General features: G+C 60.0%; 22 protein-coding genes. 11 read left to right on the top strand and 11 right to left on the bottom strand.

Features of this window, described 5'->3' with window-relative positions:
- Positions 1–2: 2 nt before the first annotated feature.
- Entirely contained in the window at positions 3–1481 is a 1479-nt protein-coding gene (locus O2N64_RS04470; RefSeq protein ID WP_271079084.1) for a PQQ-dependent sugar dehydrogenase, read from the bottom strand.
- A 76-nt stretch (positions 1482–1557) separates the two neighbouring features.
- On the opposite strand from O2N64_RS04470, the gene O2N64_RS04465 reads away from it, so the two are divergent.
- Both O2N64_RS04465 and O2N64_RS04460 read left to right on the top strand, forming a co-directional pair.
- The gene (locus O2N64_RS04465; protein WP_271079083.1) at positions 1558–2037 is read left to right on the top strand and encodes a GAF domain-containing protein; all 480 of its coding nucleotides are present in this window, start codon (positions 1558–1560) and stop codon (positions 2035–2037) included.
- A 132-nt stretch (positions 2038–2169) separates the two neighbouring features.
- A complete protein-coding gene (locus tag O2N64_RS04460; protein WP_271079082.1) occupies positions 2170–3132 on the top strand; it encodes a glycine zipper 2TM domain-containing protein in 963 nt (320 codons plus the stop codon).
- A 65-nt stretch (positions 3133–3197) separates the two neighbouring features.
- On the opposite strand, the gene O2N64_RS04455 is transcribed toward O2N64_RS04460, so the two are convergent.
- The 6 genes from O2N64_RS04455 to O2N64_RS04430 all read right to left on the bottom strand — a co-directional run bounded on the left by O2N64_RS04455 (position 3198) and on the right by O2N64_RS04430 (position 9047).
- On the bottom strand, positions 3198–4163 hold the full coding sequence (locus O2N64_RS04455) for a ParB/RepB/Spo0J family partition protein (RefSeq protein ID WP_271079081.1): 966 nt from the start codon (positions 4161–4163) through the stop codon (positions 3198–3200).
- Positions 4160–4936: a ParA family protein gene (locus O2N64_RS04450; protein WP_271079080.1), complete on the bottom strand. Its 777-nt coding sequence runs from the start codon at positions 4934–4936 to the stop codon at positions 4160–4162. The genes O2N64_RS04455 and O2N64_RS04450 overlap by 4 nt, the downstream gene beginning before the upstream one ends.
- A complete protein-coding gene (rsmG, locus tag O2N64_RS04445; RefSeq protein ID WP_271079079.1) occupies positions 4933–5559 on the bottom strand; it encodes a 16S rRNA (guanine(527)-N(7))-methyltransferase RsmG in 627 nt (208 codons plus the stop codon). The genes O2N64_RS04450 and rsmG overlap by 4 nt, the downstream gene beginning before the upstream one ends.
- Positions 5556–7409: a tRNA uridine-5-carboxymethylaminomethyl(34) synthesis enzyme MnmG gene (gene mnmG, locus O2N64_RS04440; RefSeq protein ID WP_271079078.1), complete on the bottom strand. Its 1854-nt coding sequence runs from the start codon at positions 7407–7409 to the stop codon at positions 5556–5558. Before mnmG ends, rsmG begins: the two co-directional genes overlap by 4 nt.
- Positions 7410–7494: 85 nt before the next feature.
- Entirely contained in the window at positions 7495–8769 is a 1275-nt protein-coding gene (gene mnmE / locus O2N64_RS04435) for a tRNA uridine-5-carboxymethylaminomethyl(34) synthesis GTPase MnmE (protein WP_271079077.1), read from the bottom strand.
- Between the two features lie 11 nt (positions 8770–8780).
- Positions 8781–9047 (bottom strand): DUF6489 family protein, encoded by a 267-nt coding sequence (locus O2N64_RS04430; protein WP_271079076.1) that lies wholly within the window; start codon positions 9045–9047, stop codon positions 8781–8783.
- Between the two features lie 70 nt (positions 9048–9117).
- On the opposite strand from O2N64_RS04430, the gene O2N64_RS04425 reads away from it, so the two are divergent.
- On the top strand, positions 9118–9819 hold the full coding sequence (locus O2N64_RS04425; RefSeq protein WP_271079075.1) for a dienelactone hydrolase family protein: 702 nt from the start codon (positions 9118–9120) through the stop codon (positions 9817–9819).
- A gap of 9 nt (positions 9820–9828) precedes the next feature.
- Here O2N64_RS04425 and O2N64_RS04420 read toward each other — a convergent pair whose 3' ends face one another.
- The 4 genes from O2N64_RS04420 to hemE all read right to left on the bottom strand — a co-directional run bounded on the left by O2N64_RS04420 (position 9829) and on the right by hemE (position 13208).
- Entirely contained in the window at positions 9829–10269 is a 441-nt protein-coding gene (locus tag O2N64_RS04420; protein ID WP_271079074.1) for a hypothetical protein, read from the bottom strand.
- 10 nt (positions 10270–10279) lie between these two features.
- Positions 10280–11536 (bottom strand): transcription termination factor Rho, encoded by a 1257-nt coding sequence (gene rho / locus O2N64_RS04415; protein ID WP_271079073.1) that lies wholly within the window; start codon positions 11534–11536, stop codon positions 10280–10282.
- A gap of 170 nt (positions 11537–11706) precedes the next feature.
- Positions 11707–12150, bottom strand: coding sequence for a CopD family protein (locus O2N64_RS04410; protein ID WP_271079072.1), 444 nt, complete (start codon positions 12148–12150; stop codon positions 11707–11709).
- A gap of 41 nt (positions 12151–12191) precedes the next feature.
- On the bottom strand, positions 12192–13208 hold the full coding sequence (gene hemE, locus O2N64_RS04405; protein ID WP_271079071.1) for a uroporphyrinogen decarboxylase: 1017 nt from the start codon (positions 13206–13208) through the stop codon (positions 12192–12194).
- A gap of 303 nt (positions 13209–13511) precedes the next feature.
- On the opposite strand from hemE, the gene O2N64_RS04400 reads away from it, so the two are divergent.
- The 8 genes from O2N64_RS04400 to O2N64_RS04365 all read left to right on the top strand — a co-directional run bounded on the left by O2N64_RS04400 (position 13512) and on the right by O2N64_RS04365 (position 18786).
- Positions 13512–14357, top strand: coding sequence for a pyruvate, water dikinase regulatory protein (locus tag O2N64_RS04400; protein ID WP_271079070.1), 846 nt, complete (start codon positions 13512–13514; stop codon positions 14355–14357).
- Entirely contained in the window at positions 14354–14935 is a 582-nt protein-coding gene (locus O2N64_RS04395; RefSeq protein ID WP_271079069.1) for a Maf family protein, read from the top strand. Before O2N64_RS04400 ends, O2N64_RS04395 begins: the two co-directional genes overlap by 4 nt.
- Positions 14932–15789, top strand: coding sequence for a shikimate dehydrogenase (gene aroE / locus O2N64_RS04390; RefSeq protein WP_271079068.1), 858 nt, complete (start codon positions 14932–14934; stop codon positions 15787–15789). The genes O2N64_RS04395 and aroE overlap by 4 nt, the downstream gene beginning before the upstream one ends.
- Positions 15786–16409 (top strand): dephospho-CoA kinase, encoded by a 624-nt coding sequence (gene coaE, locus O2N64_RS04385; protein ID WP_271079067.1) that lies wholly within the window; start codon positions 15786–15788, stop codon positions 16407–16409. The genes aroE and coaE overlap by 4 nt, the downstream gene beginning before the upstream one ends.
- Positions 16410–16433: 24 nt before the next feature.
- On the top strand, positions 16434–17120 hold the full coding sequence (dnaQ, locus tag O2N64_RS04380) for a DNA polymerase III subunit epsilon (protein WP_271079066.1): 687 nt from the start codon (positions 16434–16436) through the stop codon (positions 17118–17120).
- Between the two features lie 54 nt (positions 17121–17174).
- Positions 17175–17744 carry a ribosome hibernation-promoting factor, HPF/YfiA family gene (gene hpf / locus O2N64_RS04375; protein WP_271079065.1) on the top strand — a complete coding sequence of 190 codons (570 nt, stop codon included), beginning with the start codon at positions 17175–17177 and terminating at the stop codon, positions 17742–17744.
- Between the two features lie 120 nt (positions 17745–17864).
- On the top strand, positions 17865–18326 hold the full coding sequence (locus tag O2N64_RS04370; RefSeq protein ID WP_271079064.1) for a PTS sugar transporter subunit IIA: 462 nt from the start codon (positions 17865–17867) through the stop codon (positions 18324–18326).
- Positions 18313–18786: a PaaI family thioesterase gene (locus O2N64_RS04365; RefSeq protein ID WP_271079063.1), complete on the top strand. Its 474-nt coding sequence runs from the start codon at positions 18313–18315 to the stop codon at positions 18784–18786. Before O2N64_RS04370 ends, O2N64_RS04365 begins: the two co-directional genes overlap by 14 nt.
- The last annotated feature ends 4 nt before the right edge of the window (positions 18787–18790 follow it).

The following is an 18790-nucleotide window of genomic DNA, read 5'->3' as shown; positions in this document are numbered from 1 at the left end:
TGCTAATTGCCCATTGCGGGCATAATTTCGGCAGGATCGACCGCGCCTTCCTCGAATGCACGCGACGGATCGCCACGCAGCTCGCGGCGTGGCGGCAGCCTGTCACCGGTGTTGCGCTCAATCGCCTCGGCACCTGCCGCATTGGGATCGGTCACGCGCCAGATGATATTTGCCGTATCGTCCGAGACGAGCAGTGCGCCCGTCCCATCCCACGCGACCCACGTCGGCCTGCCATAGGTTTCGCCTTCCCCAGCGAGGAAGCTTTCCAGCACCGTCTGCGGCAGCCCTTCAGGATTGCCGCGCTCATCGAAAGCGACAAACACCACGTCATACCCCGCCGCCGGATAGCGATTCCACGATCCGTGGCGCGCGATAAAGGCGCCATTGCCGAAACGTGCCTGCAATTTGCTGCCCGGTGCGGTGAACACCATTCCCAGCGGCGCGGCATGGGCACCCAACGCATATTGCGGTGTGCGGGTATATTCGGTGAGGAAGCGCGGCATAGGTGGCTCGACGCGTTCATCCACCACATCGTTGAAATAGACCCACGGCCACCCGTAATGGACCCCTATCGGCACGTTCGACATGTAATCGGGCACAAGATCGGAGCCGAGCATGTCGCGCTCATTCACGGCGGTCCAAAGTTCGCCAGTCCAGGGATTCCAGTCCATGCCATTGGGGTTGCGCAGACCCGCGCCAAACAGGCGTGTGCTTCCTGTCTCCAGATTGATCTCGTGAATGGCAGCGCGGCCTTCCTCGATCTCGATCCCGCTCTCGGCGATATTGGACGCTGAGCCAACCGCGACATACAGCCGCGTGCCATCCTCATTCAGGATGATATTGCGCATCCAGTGATTGCCCGCCGGGGGAAGATCGGCGAGTTTCTCGGCCTCGCCCGTCACCGCATTCTCGCCAAGCGCGTAATCGAAGCGCAGCACGCTATCGTGATTGGCGATGTAGAGATTGCCATCGTACCACGCGATTCCGGAAGGCGAATCAAGGTCTTCCTCGCGCAGGATATGCTGCTCCTCGGCAGTGCCATCTCCATCACCATCGCGCAGCAGTAGGAGCTGGTTCGGCGACGGCACGTCAGCGCCTGCCTGGCTGAACAGCAGCCCGGCAACGAAGTTCGTCAGCCAGCCGCCGGCAATCTCGCGCTCAGGCGTATTGGTCAGCGTGACCAGCACATCGCCATTGGGCAGTGTGTACAACACGCGGGGATGCTCAAGCCCTTCGGCAAAGCGATTGACCACCAGGCCCTCTGCCGCGCCGGGTACCTGCCCCTCCGGCCAGCCGATCGGCGTATTGATGCCCACCGTCGGGATCAGCTGCGGATCGGGCTCTGCGAGGATCGGATCGGTGCCGCTTGTCTCGTCCAGCGTATATTGCGCCTCAACCGGGCGTGTCAGCCACCAGAGGATGGCCGCTGCCAATACAATCAAGACCAGCAGGGCGATAAGGATCTTCTTGAGAATGCTCATGCAGCGGAGATAAGCGAGCCGCGCGCGCACGGCAATGGGGCTTTGCCTCTCCGCTTCGCCTCCCTATATCGCGCCGATGTTCGATTTCACTCCCGATCCCGATGCGCCGAAGAGTGCGCTTTACGCCGCCTTGAACGAGGCTGCCGACGCACTGACCCGCGATGAGAGCGATAGCGTCGCCAATATGGCCAATGTCGCCGCGCTGATGGGAGAGTTTCTCTCCGATACCAATTGGGTGGGCTTCTACCGCATGGTCGATGGCGAACTGGTCCTCGGCCCCTTTGTCGGGCGGCCTGCCTGCATCCGTATTCCCGTGGGAGTCGGCGTATGCGGAGCGGCTGCAAAGGGCGAGACGCAGTTGGTGGAGGACGTTCATGCATTCCCCGGTCATATCGCCTGCGATGCGCGCAGTCGGTCCGAACTGGTCGTGCCGATCAAGCGCGATGGCGAGGTGATTGCTGTTATCGACCTCGACAGCCCCAGTCTGGCGCGCTTCGATGAAGAGGATCGCGCCGGGATCGAAGAACTGGCAGCCATACTTTCCGATCGGATTTGATCGGCGCTCAGCCCTTAACCATGCCCCGTAACGGGACAGATAAGGGTGGAGGCTTGGATTTCTGCGATCCCCCAAGGTAAATATGGAGTAAATCGGGCCAGAGCCCGTTTCCGTATGAGGGGAAATACTCAGATGCCGATTCGCCCTGCCGCACTTCTCGCTACCGCCGCTGCTTTTGGCTTTGCCGGGCCAGCTTTCGCCCAGGTGGATGATCGCTATGTCGATATCGAGACCGAGGTCGTCACCGAAGAGATCTATTGCGAGGCGCACGCGCGGACGGATTGCCCCCTCCACGGCGAGCATCATGCAGCCCATCACGGTGGGCAGTACACCTCTCACGATGGATCGTATGACGGGAACTGGGAAGGCCGCTGGGAAGCCGAAGATCGCTGGATTGGCGACTGGACAGGCACCTACACTGATGCGCAGGGCCGTCAGGTCGAGGCTGAATATAGCGGCGTGTGGATGGGCGATGCGCACTTCATGAGCGAAGACGGCCGCGTTTTGACGCATGACGGCCACGGCGGGTGGCGCGAGCACCATCGGAGCAACGCCCACGCTCCAGGCCTCGGCTATACCACGGAGCAGCGAAACCAGTGGCTGGCTGAATGCCGCTATCTGATGGCCGGTGGCGGCGGTTATTACGACGATCGCTATGATCGTGGCGGTAATGGCGGCCTGATCGGTGGTGTGTTGGGCGCTGTCGTCGGCGGTGTAGCTGGAAATCGGATTGCAGACGGTGACCGGTTGCTCGGTACGGTCGTCGGCGCGGGGCTTGGTGGTATTGCGGGCGCAGCAATCGGCTCTGCCGTGGATGGCGACGGCGATTATGACGATCTCGACCGCGAAGAGCTGTGGGCCGCGCGCTATTGCGAAGCTTACCTGGCACGTCACGAAATGGGCGCCGGTTATGGATACGCTCAGCCGATGATGATGGCGCCTGTACGCGCGGTTTCGATGCGCCGCCCGACTTGCTCCCGTTGCGAGGAAGAAGTCATCATCGAGGAAGAAGTGGTCGAGATCGAGCGCCCTGCGCGTCGCGTTGTACCGCGCCGCCCCGCGCGCAGTGGCGGTAAGCGCACCCCGATCAATTGAGCATCAGCTGAAGGTGAGAAATTGCGCCGCGCGACTTTTTTCGAGCGGCACAACTCCTATTCCGACTAGATCCCACCGCCAGTAAGCCTTTGGCAAATAAGGTCTAATTGGTCGAGCGTGCGGAAACGAACGGTAACCGCGCCGGAACGCGGGTCAGCGTCAGTCGCGATCTTCACCGGCAGGCCGAGATATTCCTCAAGGTGGTTCTCGACTGCAGCGATATCGGCATCCTGCGCCGGATCACGCGGGGGCCGCGCCTGTCGACGTATCGGCGCTTCACTGCCCGAACGACTCTTGCGCGCCAGCTTTTCGACTTCGCGGACGGAGAGGCCCTTGGACACCGCCTCCTCGGCGATTTCTTCTGCATTATCGAGGCCGATCAGCGCACGGCCGTGGCCCATATCGAGCTTGCCGGCCTCAAGATGATCGAGAACGCTCGCAGGGAGCGAAAGAAGACGCTGCAGATTCGCGACATGGCTGCGCGATTTCTCAACCAGACGCGCGATTTCAGCCTGCGTCATGTCCTCATATTCGGACAGCCGCTGATACGCGCGCGCCTCTTCAACCGGGTTGAGGTCTTCGCGCTGGATATTCTCGATAAGCGCCAACGCCATCACGTCACGGTCATCAAGATCGCGAATTAGCGCTGGAATTTCATGCAGTTGCGCCTTTTGCGAGGCGCGCCAACGGCGTTCACCGGCGACCAGCTGATACTTGCCCTTGCCAATCGGCCGGACAATCACAGGCTGGATTACACCGCGTGCCGCGATGGAAGCCGCGAGCTCTGCCAGCGCGTCTTCGTCGAAATGGCGGCGCGGCTGATCGGGGTGCGGTTCGATATCCGCAATCGTCAGTGTCGCGAGGCCTTCAGCTCTTGTGCTTTCGGAACTCTGGGCCGAGGCAGACGCATCATCATTGCCGGGAGCGGGACGCGGAGCGACCAACGGCTCTTCGCGGCGTGCTTCGCCGAGCAATGCGCCCAGCCCTTTGCCCAGTTTGCGTTTGCGCGTTGCGGTTTCCTTCTCGCTCATGCGGCAACCCTCTCTTGCGGCAGTCGGCCAATCAATTCTCTCGCCAGATCCATATAAGCGCGGCTGCCCATGCAGGCATGGTCGTAAACCAGCGCAGGTAGACCATGGCTGGGCGCTTCTGATAGGCGAACATTGCGCGGAATAACCGCTTCAAACACCAGATCGCCGAGACATTCGCGAACATCGTCCGCCACTTGGTCTGTTAGCCGGTTACGGCGATCGAACATGGTCAGGGCGATGCCGATAATGCCCAGATCGGGATTGAAACGCTGCTGAACCTGCTCGACCGTCTGCAGGAGCTGGCTAAGGCCCTCCAGAGCGAAAAATTCGCACTGCAGCGGCACCATAAGGGTATCTGCAGCGCAAAGAGCGTTGAGTGTCAGTAGGCCGAGCGAAGGCGGACAGTCGATAAAGCAGATGTCATGGCCTTTATGGCCCTCTAATGCCTCACGCAGTCGATGGGTCCGCTCATTCGCGCCCACCAACTCCACTTCGGCACCACTCAGGTCGACAGTCGCCGGGATCAGGTCGAGGCCCGGGATCGAAGAAGTGACGACACATTCCCCGATGGGAACCTGATCGACCAGCAGATCGTAGGAAGACATATCACGCTGCGCTGCGCTCAACCCCACGCCCGTCGAGGCATTGCCTTGGGGATCGAGATCGATGAGCAACGTGCGCCACCCGCTCGCCGCCATCGCTGTCGCGATATTGATAGCAGTCGTGGTTTTGCCCACCCCGCCCTTCTGATTGGCTATCGCGATGACGATCATTGCTGTGCTGGCCTCCCTTTGCCGACCAAAATGGCGGCATCTGCGTCAGTTGCCGATTGTTCCACGTGGAACATCTCTTGCACCTTTGACGGCTGCTCTGATAATTCTTGCGCTGCTGAACGCCCCTTCGGCAACAACCAAAGGGTCGAGTGTGTGGAAAAACGGGCGGATAACTTGAGCAGTTTACCAAGCGGAGCGAAGGCTCTCGCCGTGATTACCGCAGTTTGGTGACTTTCCACATTTTCCAATTTCATTCCGTGGACGCGGCAATTTGTGAGCGCAAACTCGCCTTTCACCTGCTCAAGCCACTCGAATCGCTTGCGGCGTGATTCGACCAGGCCGATTGGCATATCCGGACGCGCTAGTGCGATCACAAGCCCGGGAAGTCCGGGTCCGGAGCCGAGATCAAGCCACGGCCCTCTCGCCCCCTCTGCGAGATCGAGGAGCTGGACGCTGTCCGCGATATGGCGCTGCCATACGTGATCGAGGCTCGCCTTTGAGACGAGGTTTTGTCGTGTGTTTTCCTCAGTCAACAAAGCGACGAAGCGCGTAAGGCGATCCATCGCCGCGCTATCGCAGCGCTTGGCACAGAAGTCCCGCGCCTCTTCTTCGGTTTGTATCATGCTGCCCGATTACGACGCTTTGCATGCACCAGCAATGCCGCAAGTGCAGCTGGCGTAATACCGCGCACACGTCCCGCTGCCGCCAGATTTGCTGGGCGGGCGGAAGAGAGGCGCTCCACCATTTCATTTGAGAGGCCAGGCACCTCCGCGAATGGAAAATCGTGGTCGAGCGTCAGCCCTTCGCTGCTGCGCAAATCGCGAAGCTCCGCATCCTGCCGCGCAAGATAAGGGGCGTATGCGGCGTCTTCCTCCAACTCAGTGGCCAGTTCGGAGGACGGATCGCAAGCTTCCGGCAGCCAAGCACGTAATTCTGTTAGGTTGAGGCTTGGAAATGTTAGCCATTCCCGGATCATTCTTCGCCCCGCATCGCGCTTCACGGACAGACCGGAGTTATGCAGGTCTACGGCGCTAATTTCGCGATCAAGCGCAGTGTTCCACGTGGAACATGTATCTAGTCTATCGCCGAACCATTTCGCCCGCTCCTCACCAACGCAACCCATACCAAGCGCGATAGGGGTCAGTCTGGTGGAAGCGTTATTTGCGCGGAGTCTGAGGCGATACTCGGCGCGCGCGGTCAACATGCGGTATGGCTCGCTCACGCCGTGCAGCGTCAGATCATCCATCATCACCGCCATGTAGGAATTCGCGCGGTCGAGCGCTGGCGGGGCAATCTCCTGCGCAGCAGCAGCGGCGTGCATTCCGGCCAGCAGGCCCTGCGCCGCTGCTTCTTCATAGCCCGTAGTCCCGTTGATCTGTCCCGCACAATACAGCCCAGGAATGGCTTGCAGCTGAAGGTCAGTCCCGAGAGCCCGCGGATCGATATGGTCATACTCCACCGCATAGCCGGGAACCGCCATTTCGACCTGCTCCAGACCCTCCATGGCGCGAAGCATATCCTGCTGAACATCGACCGGGAGGGACGTGCTGATTCCATTGGGGTAGACCAGATGCGTGTCGAGGCCCTCCGGTTCGAGGAAAACCTGATGTCCGTCCCGATCGGCAAAACGGTGGATCTTGTCTTCGATCGAGGGGCAATAGCGCGGACCTGCCGCATCGATAGCACCTGAGAACAAGGGTGAACGATCAAGGTTGGCGGCGATGATCTCATGCGCACGCGGGTTCGTGCGGGTGATGGCGCAGAAGACCTGCGGATTGATCCGCTCAGGCGTGAGCGGAGACATCGTCCACTTGTCACTGTCGGATGCCTGCTCTTCCAGTCTCGCCCAGTCGATCGTGCGTCCGTCGAGCCGCGGCGGCGTCCCGGTCTTTAATCGCGCCATCGGCAGATCAGCTTCGCGCAACTGCCGGGCCAACTTCTGTGCTGAATCCTCCCCGATGCGGCCACCCTCGAAGCGCTCCTCGCCACGGAACAGCGTTCCTCCTAGGAAAGTCCCGGTGCAGAGAATCACGCGCTGTCCGCGCACCTCACTTCCGTCAGCCAGCGACACGCCCTCTACGCGGCCCGCCTTCAGGAGAAGCGCCGAAGCTTCACCTTCGATAACATGCAAGCCGTCCTGGGCCTTGAGCATTTGCTGGACGGCTGCTCGAAAAAGCTTCCGATCCGCCTGAATACGCGGACCATGTACAGCGCTGCCTTTCGAGCGGTTGAGCATACGATAATGGATCGCAGCCGCGTCGGCAGCGCGGCCTATCAGGCCGTCAAACGCATCCACCTCACGCACAAGGTGCCCTTTACCCAACCCACCGATTGCAGGATTGCAGCTCATCGCGCCAAGTTTGTCGGCATCGAAAGTCACCAGAGCTGCGCGAACACCCATGCGCGCGGCAACAGCCGCAGCTTCGCAGCCGGCGTGTCCGCCGCCCACAACGATGACATCAAATTGGGACATGGACCCCAAATAATGCTCTTCGCCTAGGAGGTCAAAAGGTCTCTTCGTACGCTGTCGAAGTGAACATGTTCCACGTGGAACATGTTCATTTGCCGATGCAAAAGCGCCCAAAGAGTGCGTCGAGGACGTCTTCGGTCGATGTACGCCCTACGAGGGCATCCAGAGCCGATCTCGCTTGCCGCAAATTCTCGGCGATCAGCAGAGGGTCATACAAATCGGCACAGGACGTGAGAGCAGCGGAAATATCGGACAATCGCTCTCTCTGCCTCGCATTAAGCGCAACAGATCCCGGTTTCGGCATAGCCTCCGAAGCGCGCGCAATGAGCAAGTGCCGCAACTCCGCCATACCCTCCCCCGTGCGAGCAGACAGCCGGCACTGGGGATTGCTCTTTCGTGTATGGCCCTCACGGTCGGCTTGCGCCTCTATTTCCCAAGCATAGGGCGGCCCCTCGCCCTCCGCCCCAAGCCAGAGCGTCAGGTCCGCCTTTGCTATTTCAGCAGCGGCGCGCTCGATACCGATGGCTTCGATCCGATCCTCACCCGGTACGCGCAAGCCAGCCATATCGACGAAGGTGAAGGGAATGCCGCCAAGAGCGACCGACTGGGTCAGCACATCGCGCGTCGTGCCGGGGATTTCTGCGGTTATCGCCGCCTCGCTCTCTGTCAGAGCGTTGAAGAGGGTGGATTTCCCCGCATTCGGCGGGCCCGCCAAAGCGACGCGATAGCCTTCTTTCAGCACTTCAGCGTGCGGGGCATCGAGTGCTGCATCGATATCGTTCTGCAGAGCAGAGACACCCGCGCCGAAACTCTCGGGCAATTCCGAAACATCGTCCTCATCATCGAAATCGAGCGCAGCTTCTACTTGCGCAGACAATGCGAGCAGCCGTTCCCGCCAGCCCTCGACCTGAGCGGACAGTGCTCCGCCTGCCATCGCCATTGCACTTTGTCGCTGAATTTCCGTTTCCGCAGAGAGCAGGTCTGCAAGCCCCTCGGCTTCCGAAAGGTCGATACGTCCATTGGCAAAGGCGCGGCGGGTAAACTCACCGGGCTGCGCCCTTCGGCACCCTTCCACCGCAGACAGTGCCTTTTCGACCGCCGCAATGACTGCGCGGCCACCGTGGCAATGCAATTCGCCCAGATCCTCCCCCGTCACCGAACGCGGACCGGGAAAGAACACGATCAGACCATCGTCAAGCGCTTCGCCGTCCGCGTTGCGAAAAATGGCGCGTCGCATAAATCGGGCTTCAGGGACGGTGCCCGTCACCGCCTCCAAGGCCGCGCGCGTCTGCGGGCCGGTAATACGGACAACACCGATACCGGCGGGCGGCGCACCGCTCGATAACGCGAAAATCGTCGCCATTTCTCAGTACTTTAGCTGCTCGAACCCTTGGGTTTGGCGCTACCCGCGCCTGCACTCTTGCTAACACCTTCGACAAAGCTCTGGAACATCTGCATTCCCATCTGTCCCATCGGCGCAAGCTGTTTGGCATATTCTTCCATCTGTTCGACATTCGTGGCGCCCTGCATCGCCTTGGTCACGCTCTCGATGTAGATCCTGTTAGCCTGCTCGACATCGGGCAGCCCCATGAACTCACGCGCCTCTGCCGGCGTGCACTCGATCTCAATATTCACCTTCATCTGCGGACACCTTTCACCAGCTCCTGCGTATTGTAGCATAGAGCACAATCAAACAGCGAGAGAGCCCAATATGAGTGAGACGGTCACGATTGCCACCCTTGATGAAAATGGCGACAGCTTCGATGCCTATATTGCGCGGCCCAAGGGCGAAGCCAAAGCAGCGATCGTCGTGATCCAGGAAATCTTCGGCGTGAATGCGGGCATTCGCCGCAAATGCGACAAGCTCGCCGAAGAGGGGTATCTTGCGATCGCGCCCGACCTGTTCTGGCGACTGACACCGGGTGTCGAGCTCGATCCCGATATCGAACCCGAATTCAATAAAGCATTGGAAATGATGGGGAATTTCGATCAGGATATGGGCGTTCGCGATATTCAGGCGACCATAAATTACGTGCGCGATCTGACCCAAAGCGGCAAAGTCGGCGCGGTCGGCTACTGCCTCGGCGGCCGCCTGGCCTTTATGACTGCAGCGCGCACCGATGTGGATGCGACTGTCGGATATTACGGCGTTGGAATAGACAATCTGCTCGGCGAAAAAGAGGCCATCGCCAACCCGGTGATGCTGCACATTCCGACCGAAGACGGATTCGTCGACAAACATACGCAAAAGGCCATGCACGAAGGGTTGGACGAACATCCCAAGGCCACGCTGTACGATTACGAAGGGCTCGACCACGGTTTCGCGACCGAATTCGGCGAGCGGCGGAGCGAAGATGCTGCGGAACTGGCCGACAGCAGGACTGCTGCTTTCTTCGACCAGCACTTGACCTGACCGACAGCTCTAGGCGCCTTCTTCCACCAGGTGGAATTCATTCCGACCGCGCGGGTCGACCGGGAGCCCGGTTGGTATTCCAATCAACGCCAGGAACAGTGAAAAAGGCGCCAACAGCCCTGCGATCACTGCGGGAATGCCAAAGAAGAGGGTCGGTCCCAAGAAGAGGGCGACAAGAAGCTGGGTTGCTCGGGTCTGACCCTCCGACGCGATCTCTGCGTCTGGGAGCCCCATATCTCTTATCAACGAACTCGCCGCAGCATGATCGGCCACCGGAATGGTCAGCCGATGACCGCCCAGAGCGATGGATATTGGATAGGCAGAGGCGTGCCACACGCCGTCGATCCAGACCGGTATGCCCTCGTGCTCCAAGGCACTGGCGATAACCAGCGCATGTGGGCGCGAGGTAATCGTCGCCACATGCGCCAGATTGGAAGGCTCACGCCCCACCCGCTGAAGCCTATTGGTTCATCGTCTCGAAGAAATCTTCGTTGGTCTTCGAATCCTTCATCTTGTCGAGCAGGAATTCCATCGCGTCGACGGTGCCCATCTGCATCAGGATACGGCGCAGGACATACATCTTGCTGAGCGTGGCCTGGTCGACGAGCAGCTCTTCCTTTCGGGTGCCGGATTTGCCGACATCGAGCGCCGGGAAGATGCGCTTGTCCGAAACCTTGCGGTCGAGGACGATTTCGCTGTTACCCGTACCCTTGAATTCTTCGAAGATGACTTCGTCCATGCGGCTGCCGGTATCGATCAGCGCGGTGGCGATGATGGAGAGCGAGCCACCTTCTTCGATGTTACGCGCCGCACCGAAGAAGCGCTTCGGGCGCTGCAGAGCATTGGCATCGACACCACCGGTCAGGACCTTTCCCGAGCTCGGAACGACGGTGTTGTAAGCACGGCCAAGACGGGTGATCGAGTCGAGCAGGATCACGACATCCTTCTTGTGCTCGACCAGACGCTTCGCCTTTTCGATCACCATTTCAGCAACTTGCACGTGGCGTGAGGCGGGCTCGTCGAATGTCGAGCTGATCACTTCACCGTTTACGCTGCGCTGCATATCGGTGACTTCTTCCGGGCGCTCATCGACGAGCAGCACCAGCAGGAAGACTTCCGGATGGTTGTCTGTAATCGCCTTGGCAATGTTTTGCAGCAGCACCGTCTTACCGGTGCGCGGCGGAGCGACGATCAGCGAACGCTGGCCCTTACCCTGCGGCGAAATGAGGTCGATCACGCGCGCCGACTTGTCCTTGACCGTCGGATCCTTGGTATCGAGATGCAGGCGCTCATCAGGATAGAGCGGCGTGAGGTTATCGAAATTGGTGCGGTGGCGGACGGCTTCGGGGTCTTCGTAATTGACCTGCTTCAGCTTCGTCAGCGCGAAGTACCGCTCGCCATCCTTGGGAGCGCGGATCTCGCCTTCGACGGTGTCGCCCGTACGCAGGCCCATCTTGCGGACCTGGTTGGGCGAGACGTAGATATCGTCAGGACCGGCGAGATAGTTCGCTTCGGGCGAACGCAGGAAGCCGAAACCATCGGACAGCACTTCGATCGTGCCGATGCCGAGGATTTCCTCACCCTCTTCGGCGACTTCCTTGAGAATCGCGAACATCAGGTCCTGACGGCGCATAGTCGATGCGCCTTCGACACCCATTTCTTCAGCCATCGAGACGAGCTCTGCCGGCGTCCGCTGTTTCAATTCTTTCAAATGCATGTGGTAATTTCCGTATTCAATGTGGGAGCCGGCGGGCCATCAGGGCTTGGAGAAAGCAGACCCGGTCGCAAATGATATGCGATCCTTTGCCGTTGGATATCTGTTCAATATGTGAGCGGCCGTGGCCGGTCAATTCGTTAATCGCTCAGCCGCGGCTGGCGACCCGAAAATCAGAACGGTTTGACGACCACCAGAATGACGATCAGCGCGAGCATGATGCCGGGCACTTCGCCCCACAAACGCAATTGCTTCTCCGTCAGAGGGCGCTCGCCGCGCAGCATGGCCTTGGCCTTGGCGACCATCCACCCGTGGTAACCGGTCAGGATAAGTACCAACAGCAGCTTGGCATGAAACCAGCCCTGCGTATGCGCGCCGATTGCGGACATGAGTGCAAGGCCTAGGACCCAGACGACGATCAGGCTGGGGGTCAGGATAATCTTGCGCAGCTTGCCCATCCGGTCTGCCCAGACATCGCTTTCCGGCGAATCTGCGCCGTAGGGATGCAAATAAATCATCTGCCGCGGCAGGATGAAAAGGCCCGCCATCCAGAACACCATGAAGATGATGTGACCTGCCTTGAGCCAGGGATAAAGGGGAAGGAGAATCTCTTGCATGCGATGCGTCTACGCGATCACTGGGCCTGCGTCATCACTCTTCAGCCGCGCACGACGCGCAGCAATTGGTGGACGTGGTCGATCGGAGTGGTCTTGTCGATGCCGTGGCCCAGATTGAAGATATGGGGACGCTCCGAAAAAGCGTCAAGGATGCCGCGCGCATGGGCCTCAAGGGCCTCACCCCCCGCCAGCAGCTGCATCGGGTCACAATTGCCCTGTACGGGCATCTCAGAGGGTAGTTCGCCATTGATCCACACCGGATCGGTCGTCTCATCGATCCCGATTGCGTCGACACCGGTCTCGCGGGCATAGGCCGGAAGCTTGGCGCCCGCGCCTTTGGGAAAACCGATCACCGGCACGCCGGGCCGTGCTTCGTGAATGGCGGCCGCCAGCCGCGCATTAGGAGCGATAACCCATTTCTCGAATTGCGCGGGGCTGAGCGATCCCGCCCAGCTGTCGAACAATTGCACAGCCTCTGCGCCCGCATCGATCTGGCCGATGAGATACTCAAGGCTCGCCGCCTCGATCGCATCGACCAGCGACTGGAATGCCTGCGGATCGCGATAGGCAAGAGCCCGCGTCGCGCCGTGATCCTTCGATCCCTGGCCAGCCACCATGTATGTCGCGACCGTCCATGGCGAGCCGATGAAGCCGAGCATGGTGACCTCGTCGGACAGCTCTGCCTTGGTCAGCTCCACGGTGCGATAGACCGGATCGAAATGATGGAAGGCCTTTTCCAGATTCTGCCAGACCCCATCCACCAGCGGCGGAGCCAGCCTTGGCCCCTCGCCAGCTTCAAACCACAGATCCTGCCCCAGTGCGTGCGGGACGATCAGGATATCGGAAAACAGGATGGCCCCGTCGAAATCGAAACGGCGAAGCGGCTGGAGGGTGACCTCGGATGCCGCTTCGCTGTCATACACCAGTTCCAGAAACCCGCCCTTGCTGGCCCTCAGCTCACGGTATTCCGGGAGGTAGCGTCCCGCTTGCCGCATGAGCCAGACTGGCCGCCGCTCGGTACGGGTTCCGCGCAGGTTTTCGAGAAGGGGTCCGGGCATCCTGATTGAGTCCAATCCAATAAATAATATTATTTATAAAAGGATTCTGTTGTCTGTTGGGCCTGTGGATTGCGGGGAAAGTCCGCAATCACCGGAATCCTTTATGATGAAACTGTCGAAACCAAGGCATCGACTCGTTGGCTTTCCGCGTCAAGCAAAGCTTCTCCACACTACTCACAGGCGCGGTAAAGATTACCGCTTGCGCGCACTTCCCTGCTGGCGAATCGGCCCGCAGTGGGCATGGAATTACATCCGCACCTTGTCCGCCATTCTCTCCCGTGGTTTATGCATGCACATATCCACATGGCCAGACTGCACCTCCACCTCCTGTCCGATTCCACCGGTGAAACGTTGGAAATGATCGCCAAGGCCGCTCTCGCGCGGTTCGAGGACAAGGACGTTGTGCGCCATTTCTGGCCCATGGTGCGGTCGCGCCAGCATCTTGAGCGGATCGTCTCGGAGTTCAAGGCCAATCCCGGCCTTGTTCTCTATACGCTGGTGAATGAGGAAATCCGCGATCATCTGGAGGAACGCTGCCGCGCGCTCGGCCTGCAGCATGTCGCGGCGCTCGATGCGGTGACCGAAGCGCTGGAAGAGCGGCTGGGCCAGGAAGCCAAGGGCCGTCCCGGACGCCAGCACGCGATGGACGAAGCCTATTTCGCCCGTGTCGATGCGATCCAGTTCACCATTGCCCATGATGACGGCATCGGCTGGGAGAATTGGGAGGAGGCGGACATCGTCCTCGCCGGCGTGTCGCGCACGTCGAAAACGCCGACCAGCATCTATCTCGCCAATCGCGGATTCAAAGTCGCCAATATCCCGTTGGTCGTGGAAAGCCCGCCGCCTGAAAGCCTCTACAAACTGAAACACCCGATGGTTGTCGGCCTGACTACTGCGCCGGATCGGCTGGTGCAGATTCGCCGCAATCGCCTGCTGTCGCTCAATGAGAAGACCGAGACATCCTATGTCGACGAGGGGCGTGTGAAGGACGAGGTGATGTTTGCTCGCCGTATGTTCGCCGATAATGGCTGGCCGGTCATCGATGTCACGCGCCGCTCTATCGAGGAGACCGCCGCTGCGGTGATCCGCCTGCATCAGGAACGCGAGGCGCGCGATATTCCGCCGCGCGTCGGGCCGAAGCCGATATGAGCATTATCCTCGCGTCCAAATCCGCCTCGCGTCAGGCGATGCTGACCGATGCCGGAGTGCCCTTCGAAGCGCGACCTGCCGATCTCGACGAGCGCGCGATCGAGGAGCAACTGCAAGGTGCTGCGCCATCGGAAGTCGCACTCGCGCTGGCCCGGGCGAAGGCTTTGGCGGTCGAAGAGGCGGACCGGCCAGTGCTGGGTTCTGACTCTCTCGTCGTGGTGGACGGTCACCGCTTCGACAAACCCACCAGTCGCGAAAATGCCGCCGAGCATCTGCGCTTCTTCTCCGGCAATGTGATGGAATTGCATTCAGCCGCCGCCATTACGCGCGGCGGCGAAATCGTCTGGAGCCATGCTGCCCTCGCCCGGCTGCATGTTCGCGAGCTGTCGGACGAGTTCATCGAGGATTACCTGACACGCGAATGGCCTGAAGTCGGCTATTGCGTCGGCGTTTTCCGGATCGAGGCGCTGGGTGTGCAATTGTTCGAGGCGATCGAGGGCGATCACTTCACCGTGCTCGGCATGCCGCTCTTGCCAGTGCTCGGCGCGCTTCGCGATCTGGGGGAGCTGCCAGCGTGACAGCCTATGCTGAAGTTATCGGCGATCCCATCGCGCAATCCAAATCGCCCGCGATCCACAATCATTGGCTCGGCAAACTCGGATTGGACGCAGAATATCGCGCCCATCACGTCGCGAGCGAGGGACTGGCCGACTATATAGCCGCGCGCCGCGATGACGCTGATTGGCTGGGTTGCAATGTTACTATGCCGCATAAGCAGGCGATCATCCCGCTGCTCGATCGGCTGGAAATCGGGGCGGAGATGGTCGGCGCGGTCAACACCGTCACCCGCCGCCATAATGGCGCGCTGATCGGCACGAATACTGATGTCGAAGGCTTTCTGGAGCCGCTGCGCGACGAGCTGGCGAAGCAGCACTATTTTCGCATGGCGCGCATCATCGGGACAGGAGGCGCGGCGCGGGCGATTGCTGCCGCTCTTGCTGAGCAGGGCTTCACCCTGGTGATTGCCGGGCGCAGCCAGGGCAAAGCGCGTGAATTGCTCGATGCGATCGACCCTGAGGGCGAGCACCATGTAGCGCCGCTACTACATTTTGCCGAGCCGACCGATTTTGCTTTCGACGACCGGGAGGGCTGTCTTGATTTAATCGTGAACGCCAGCCCACTCGGCATGGCCGGACACGATCCACTGGCGTTCGATTTAAGCCATGCCCCGCCCGGCAGTGTGTTTTACGATATCGTGACTCATCCGCTCGACACGCCACTTTTGCGCACCGCGCGCGAGGCGGGTTTTGCAACGATAGACGGCCTATCCATGCTGATCGGCCAGGCAGCCATCGCGTTTGAACGCTTCTTCGGCCAGCCGCCACCACGGAATGATGGTGACGCTGAATTACGAGAAATACTCCTGTCATGAGCGAGGCAAAGCGGCCTTTCATCCTCGGCCTTACCGGCTCGATCGCGATGGGCAAAAGCACTGTCGCACAGATGCTGCGCGATTGCGGTGTGCCGGTCTTCGATGCCGACTACGAAGTGCGCGCCATGCAGGGGCCCGATGGCGAATTGCTGCCTGCAATCGAGGCGGAGTTTCCCGGAACGACCGGGCCCGATGGTGTAGATCGCCCACTCCTCGGCGCACAGGTGTTCGGCAATCCGGAGCGACTGGCTGCGCTCGAGGCCATCGTGCATCCTGCCGTCGCGAAACGGCGCGAGGCCTTCGTTGAAGATCATCGCGATGCCGATTTGATCGTGTTCGACATTCCCTTGCTGTTTGAGAAAGGCGGCGCTGACAGGCTCGATGCCGTCGCGGTCGTCTCCGCACCGGCAGAAATGCAGCGCAAGCGCGTCCTTGCTCGCGAGAATATGACCGAAGAGAAATTCGCTGCCATCCTCGCCGCACAAATGCCCGATGCGGAAAAGCGCGCGCGCGCCGATTTCATCATCGATACGGGCGTCCCGCTGGACGAGACCCGCGCGCAGGTCGAGGCGCTGGTGGACAAGCTGCGCTCCGGTCCACATGCTGACTTGCGCGCATAAGGGCGCATTTGCGATAGGCTGATTATGCGTGAAATCATCTTTGATACGGAAACCACCGGGCTCGATCCTGCGACCGGGGACCGGATGGTCGAAATCGGTTGTGTCGAGATGGTCAATCGCGTCGCCACCGGCGCCACGTTTCACGCCTATTACAATCCCGAACGCGACATGCCGGCAGAGGCCGAGAAGGTTCACGGCCTCTCGGCGAGCTTTCTGGCGGACAAGCCTCTGTTCAAGGATGGTGTGGCCGAGCTGCTCGAATTCGTGGGCGATGCCCCGCTCGTGGCCCACAATGCGCAATTCGACTTCGGCTTTCTCAATAGTGAGCTGACCCTGTGCGGGCTTGAGATCATCGGCACGGATCGCATGGTCGATACGCTCGCCATTGCGCGCCGCCGCCATCCGGGCGCCAAGCATTCGCTCGATGCGCTATGTGCGCGCTACGGCGTCGATCGCTCGCACCGCGTTCTGCACGGCGCCCTGCTCGATGCGGAATTGCTGGCGCAGGTCTATGTCGAGCTGATGGGCGGACGCCAGATCGGGCTGGAGCTGGCGGTCGATAACGATCCGCAGAAATCGGTGCAGACTTCGACATTCGCACCCAGACTTGGCGAATATCGCGCACCCCGCCCTCACAAGGCAAGCGAGGAAGAACTTGCGCGTCACGCCCAATTTCTGGAAACTTTGGACACTCCGCTCTGGACCTCGTGAGTCGCACTCACCACATTGGGGTGGAGCAAAACATAAGGGAAGGAGATACCGCCCATGGATATTCGCGTGTCGGGACACCAGGTCGATACCGGAGCCGCGCTTCAGGAACATGCAGCAGACAGGCTTACAGGAATTGTCGACAAGCATTTCAGTCGCGCGATTTCATCCACGGTCACCTTCGGCAAGGCCCCTGCCAGCGCCTTTGCTGCGGACATCGTCCTCCATGTGAATCATGGGCTTATCCTGAAAAGTCACGGGCAGGCGCATGATGCGCATGTCGCTTTCGATCAGGCAGCCGACAAGATCGAAAAGCAGCTTCGCCGGTACAAACGCCGCCTGAACGATCGCCATGAACAGGCGGCGCATGCGGTAAAGGAAGAAGAAGCAGCCTATACGATCTTCGCGGCTGAAGAGCCGGAAAGCGAAGAAGCAGGCGGTGAAGAATCGCCCCCTGTCATTGCGGAAACACGCATCGACGTGCCCGAAGTCAGCGTTTCCGATGCGGTTATGCTGCTCGATTTGCGTCATACGAATGCGCTGTTTTTCAAAAATTCTGGAACTGGTCGGCATAATATGGTGTATCGCCGCGACGATGGCTCGATCGGGTGGGTCGAGCCGTCCTGATTTTCGCCGCTATTGAGCTGTAGCGGGAATCGGTGAACCAAATTCAATCGTTCCCTGTCATGCGGAACACTCCTTTGGGGTGACCTCGGCATTTGGCAGTAACGCAGTACGAAAAGAGCAATGAACTCCAATTTTGTATTGAAGCCGGAAGCGGTCGCTTTCACCAGTGCCGGGTCGAAATCGGAAATTCTCGACCTTGTGGCGAATACCTTCGCGCGCGCCTGGGATCTGGATCCTGCGATTGTGCTCGAGCAGCTGGAAGAGCGTGAGAAGCTTGGCAGCACAGGCTTCGGTCGCGGTGTCGCGATCCCGCATGCCCGTTTTCCAGGCCTGAGCCGTCCTGTCGCGGCCGTTATCAAGCTGGCAAAGCCGGTCGATTTCGATGCTGCTGACGGACTGCCTGTTGATCTGGTGTTTGGCCTGCTTTCGCCGGAAAATTGCGGCGCGACGCATCTCCACGCGCTGGCTGCTGTCTCGCGCATGATGCGTGATGACCGGATGCATGACGCGCTGAGCGATGCACCCAATGTCGAGGCTCTCTACAGCCTTGTAACCAACGTGACGGATCGTGACGCTGCCTGATCAGGCCGATGAGAATGGGCAGTTCGCCCATTTTCGCGCGCTCGAGCAGCTTTACGCCTCGGCTCCGATCAACAATCTGTTCCGGTCAAAGCTCGAAATTCTCGAGCCGGGCCGTTCGCGGATCACGTTTTCGGCGCAGGAAGCACACTTCCACGCGGCGGGCGCTGCGCATGGGACGATCTATTTCAAGATGCTCGACGATGCGGCGTTCTATGCTGCCAATTCGCTCGTTTCCGATCGCTTCCTCCTGACGACCGGCTTCAACCTGCATTTCACCAAGCCCATTCGCGGCGGCACCGTGATTGCCGAAGGGCGCTGGATCAGCGGAAAACGCCGTGTCTTCATCGCTGAAGCCAATCTTATAGATGAGGAAGGCGATGAAATCGGGCGTGGGACGGGCACGTTCATGCGCTCGCACATCGCACTTTCCGGCCTTTCCGGCTACCGCCAGTCGGAATAGGACT

Origin of the sequence: Aurantiacibacter sp. MUD61 (assembly GCF_027912455.1) — a bacterium.
GTDB lineage: Bacteria > Pseudomonadota > Alphaproteobacteria > Sphingomonadales > Sphingomonadaceae > Alteraurantiacibacter.
The sequence above is the reverse complement of the archived record's forward strand: the minus strand, read 5'-3'. Positions and strand labels throughout refer to the sequence as shown.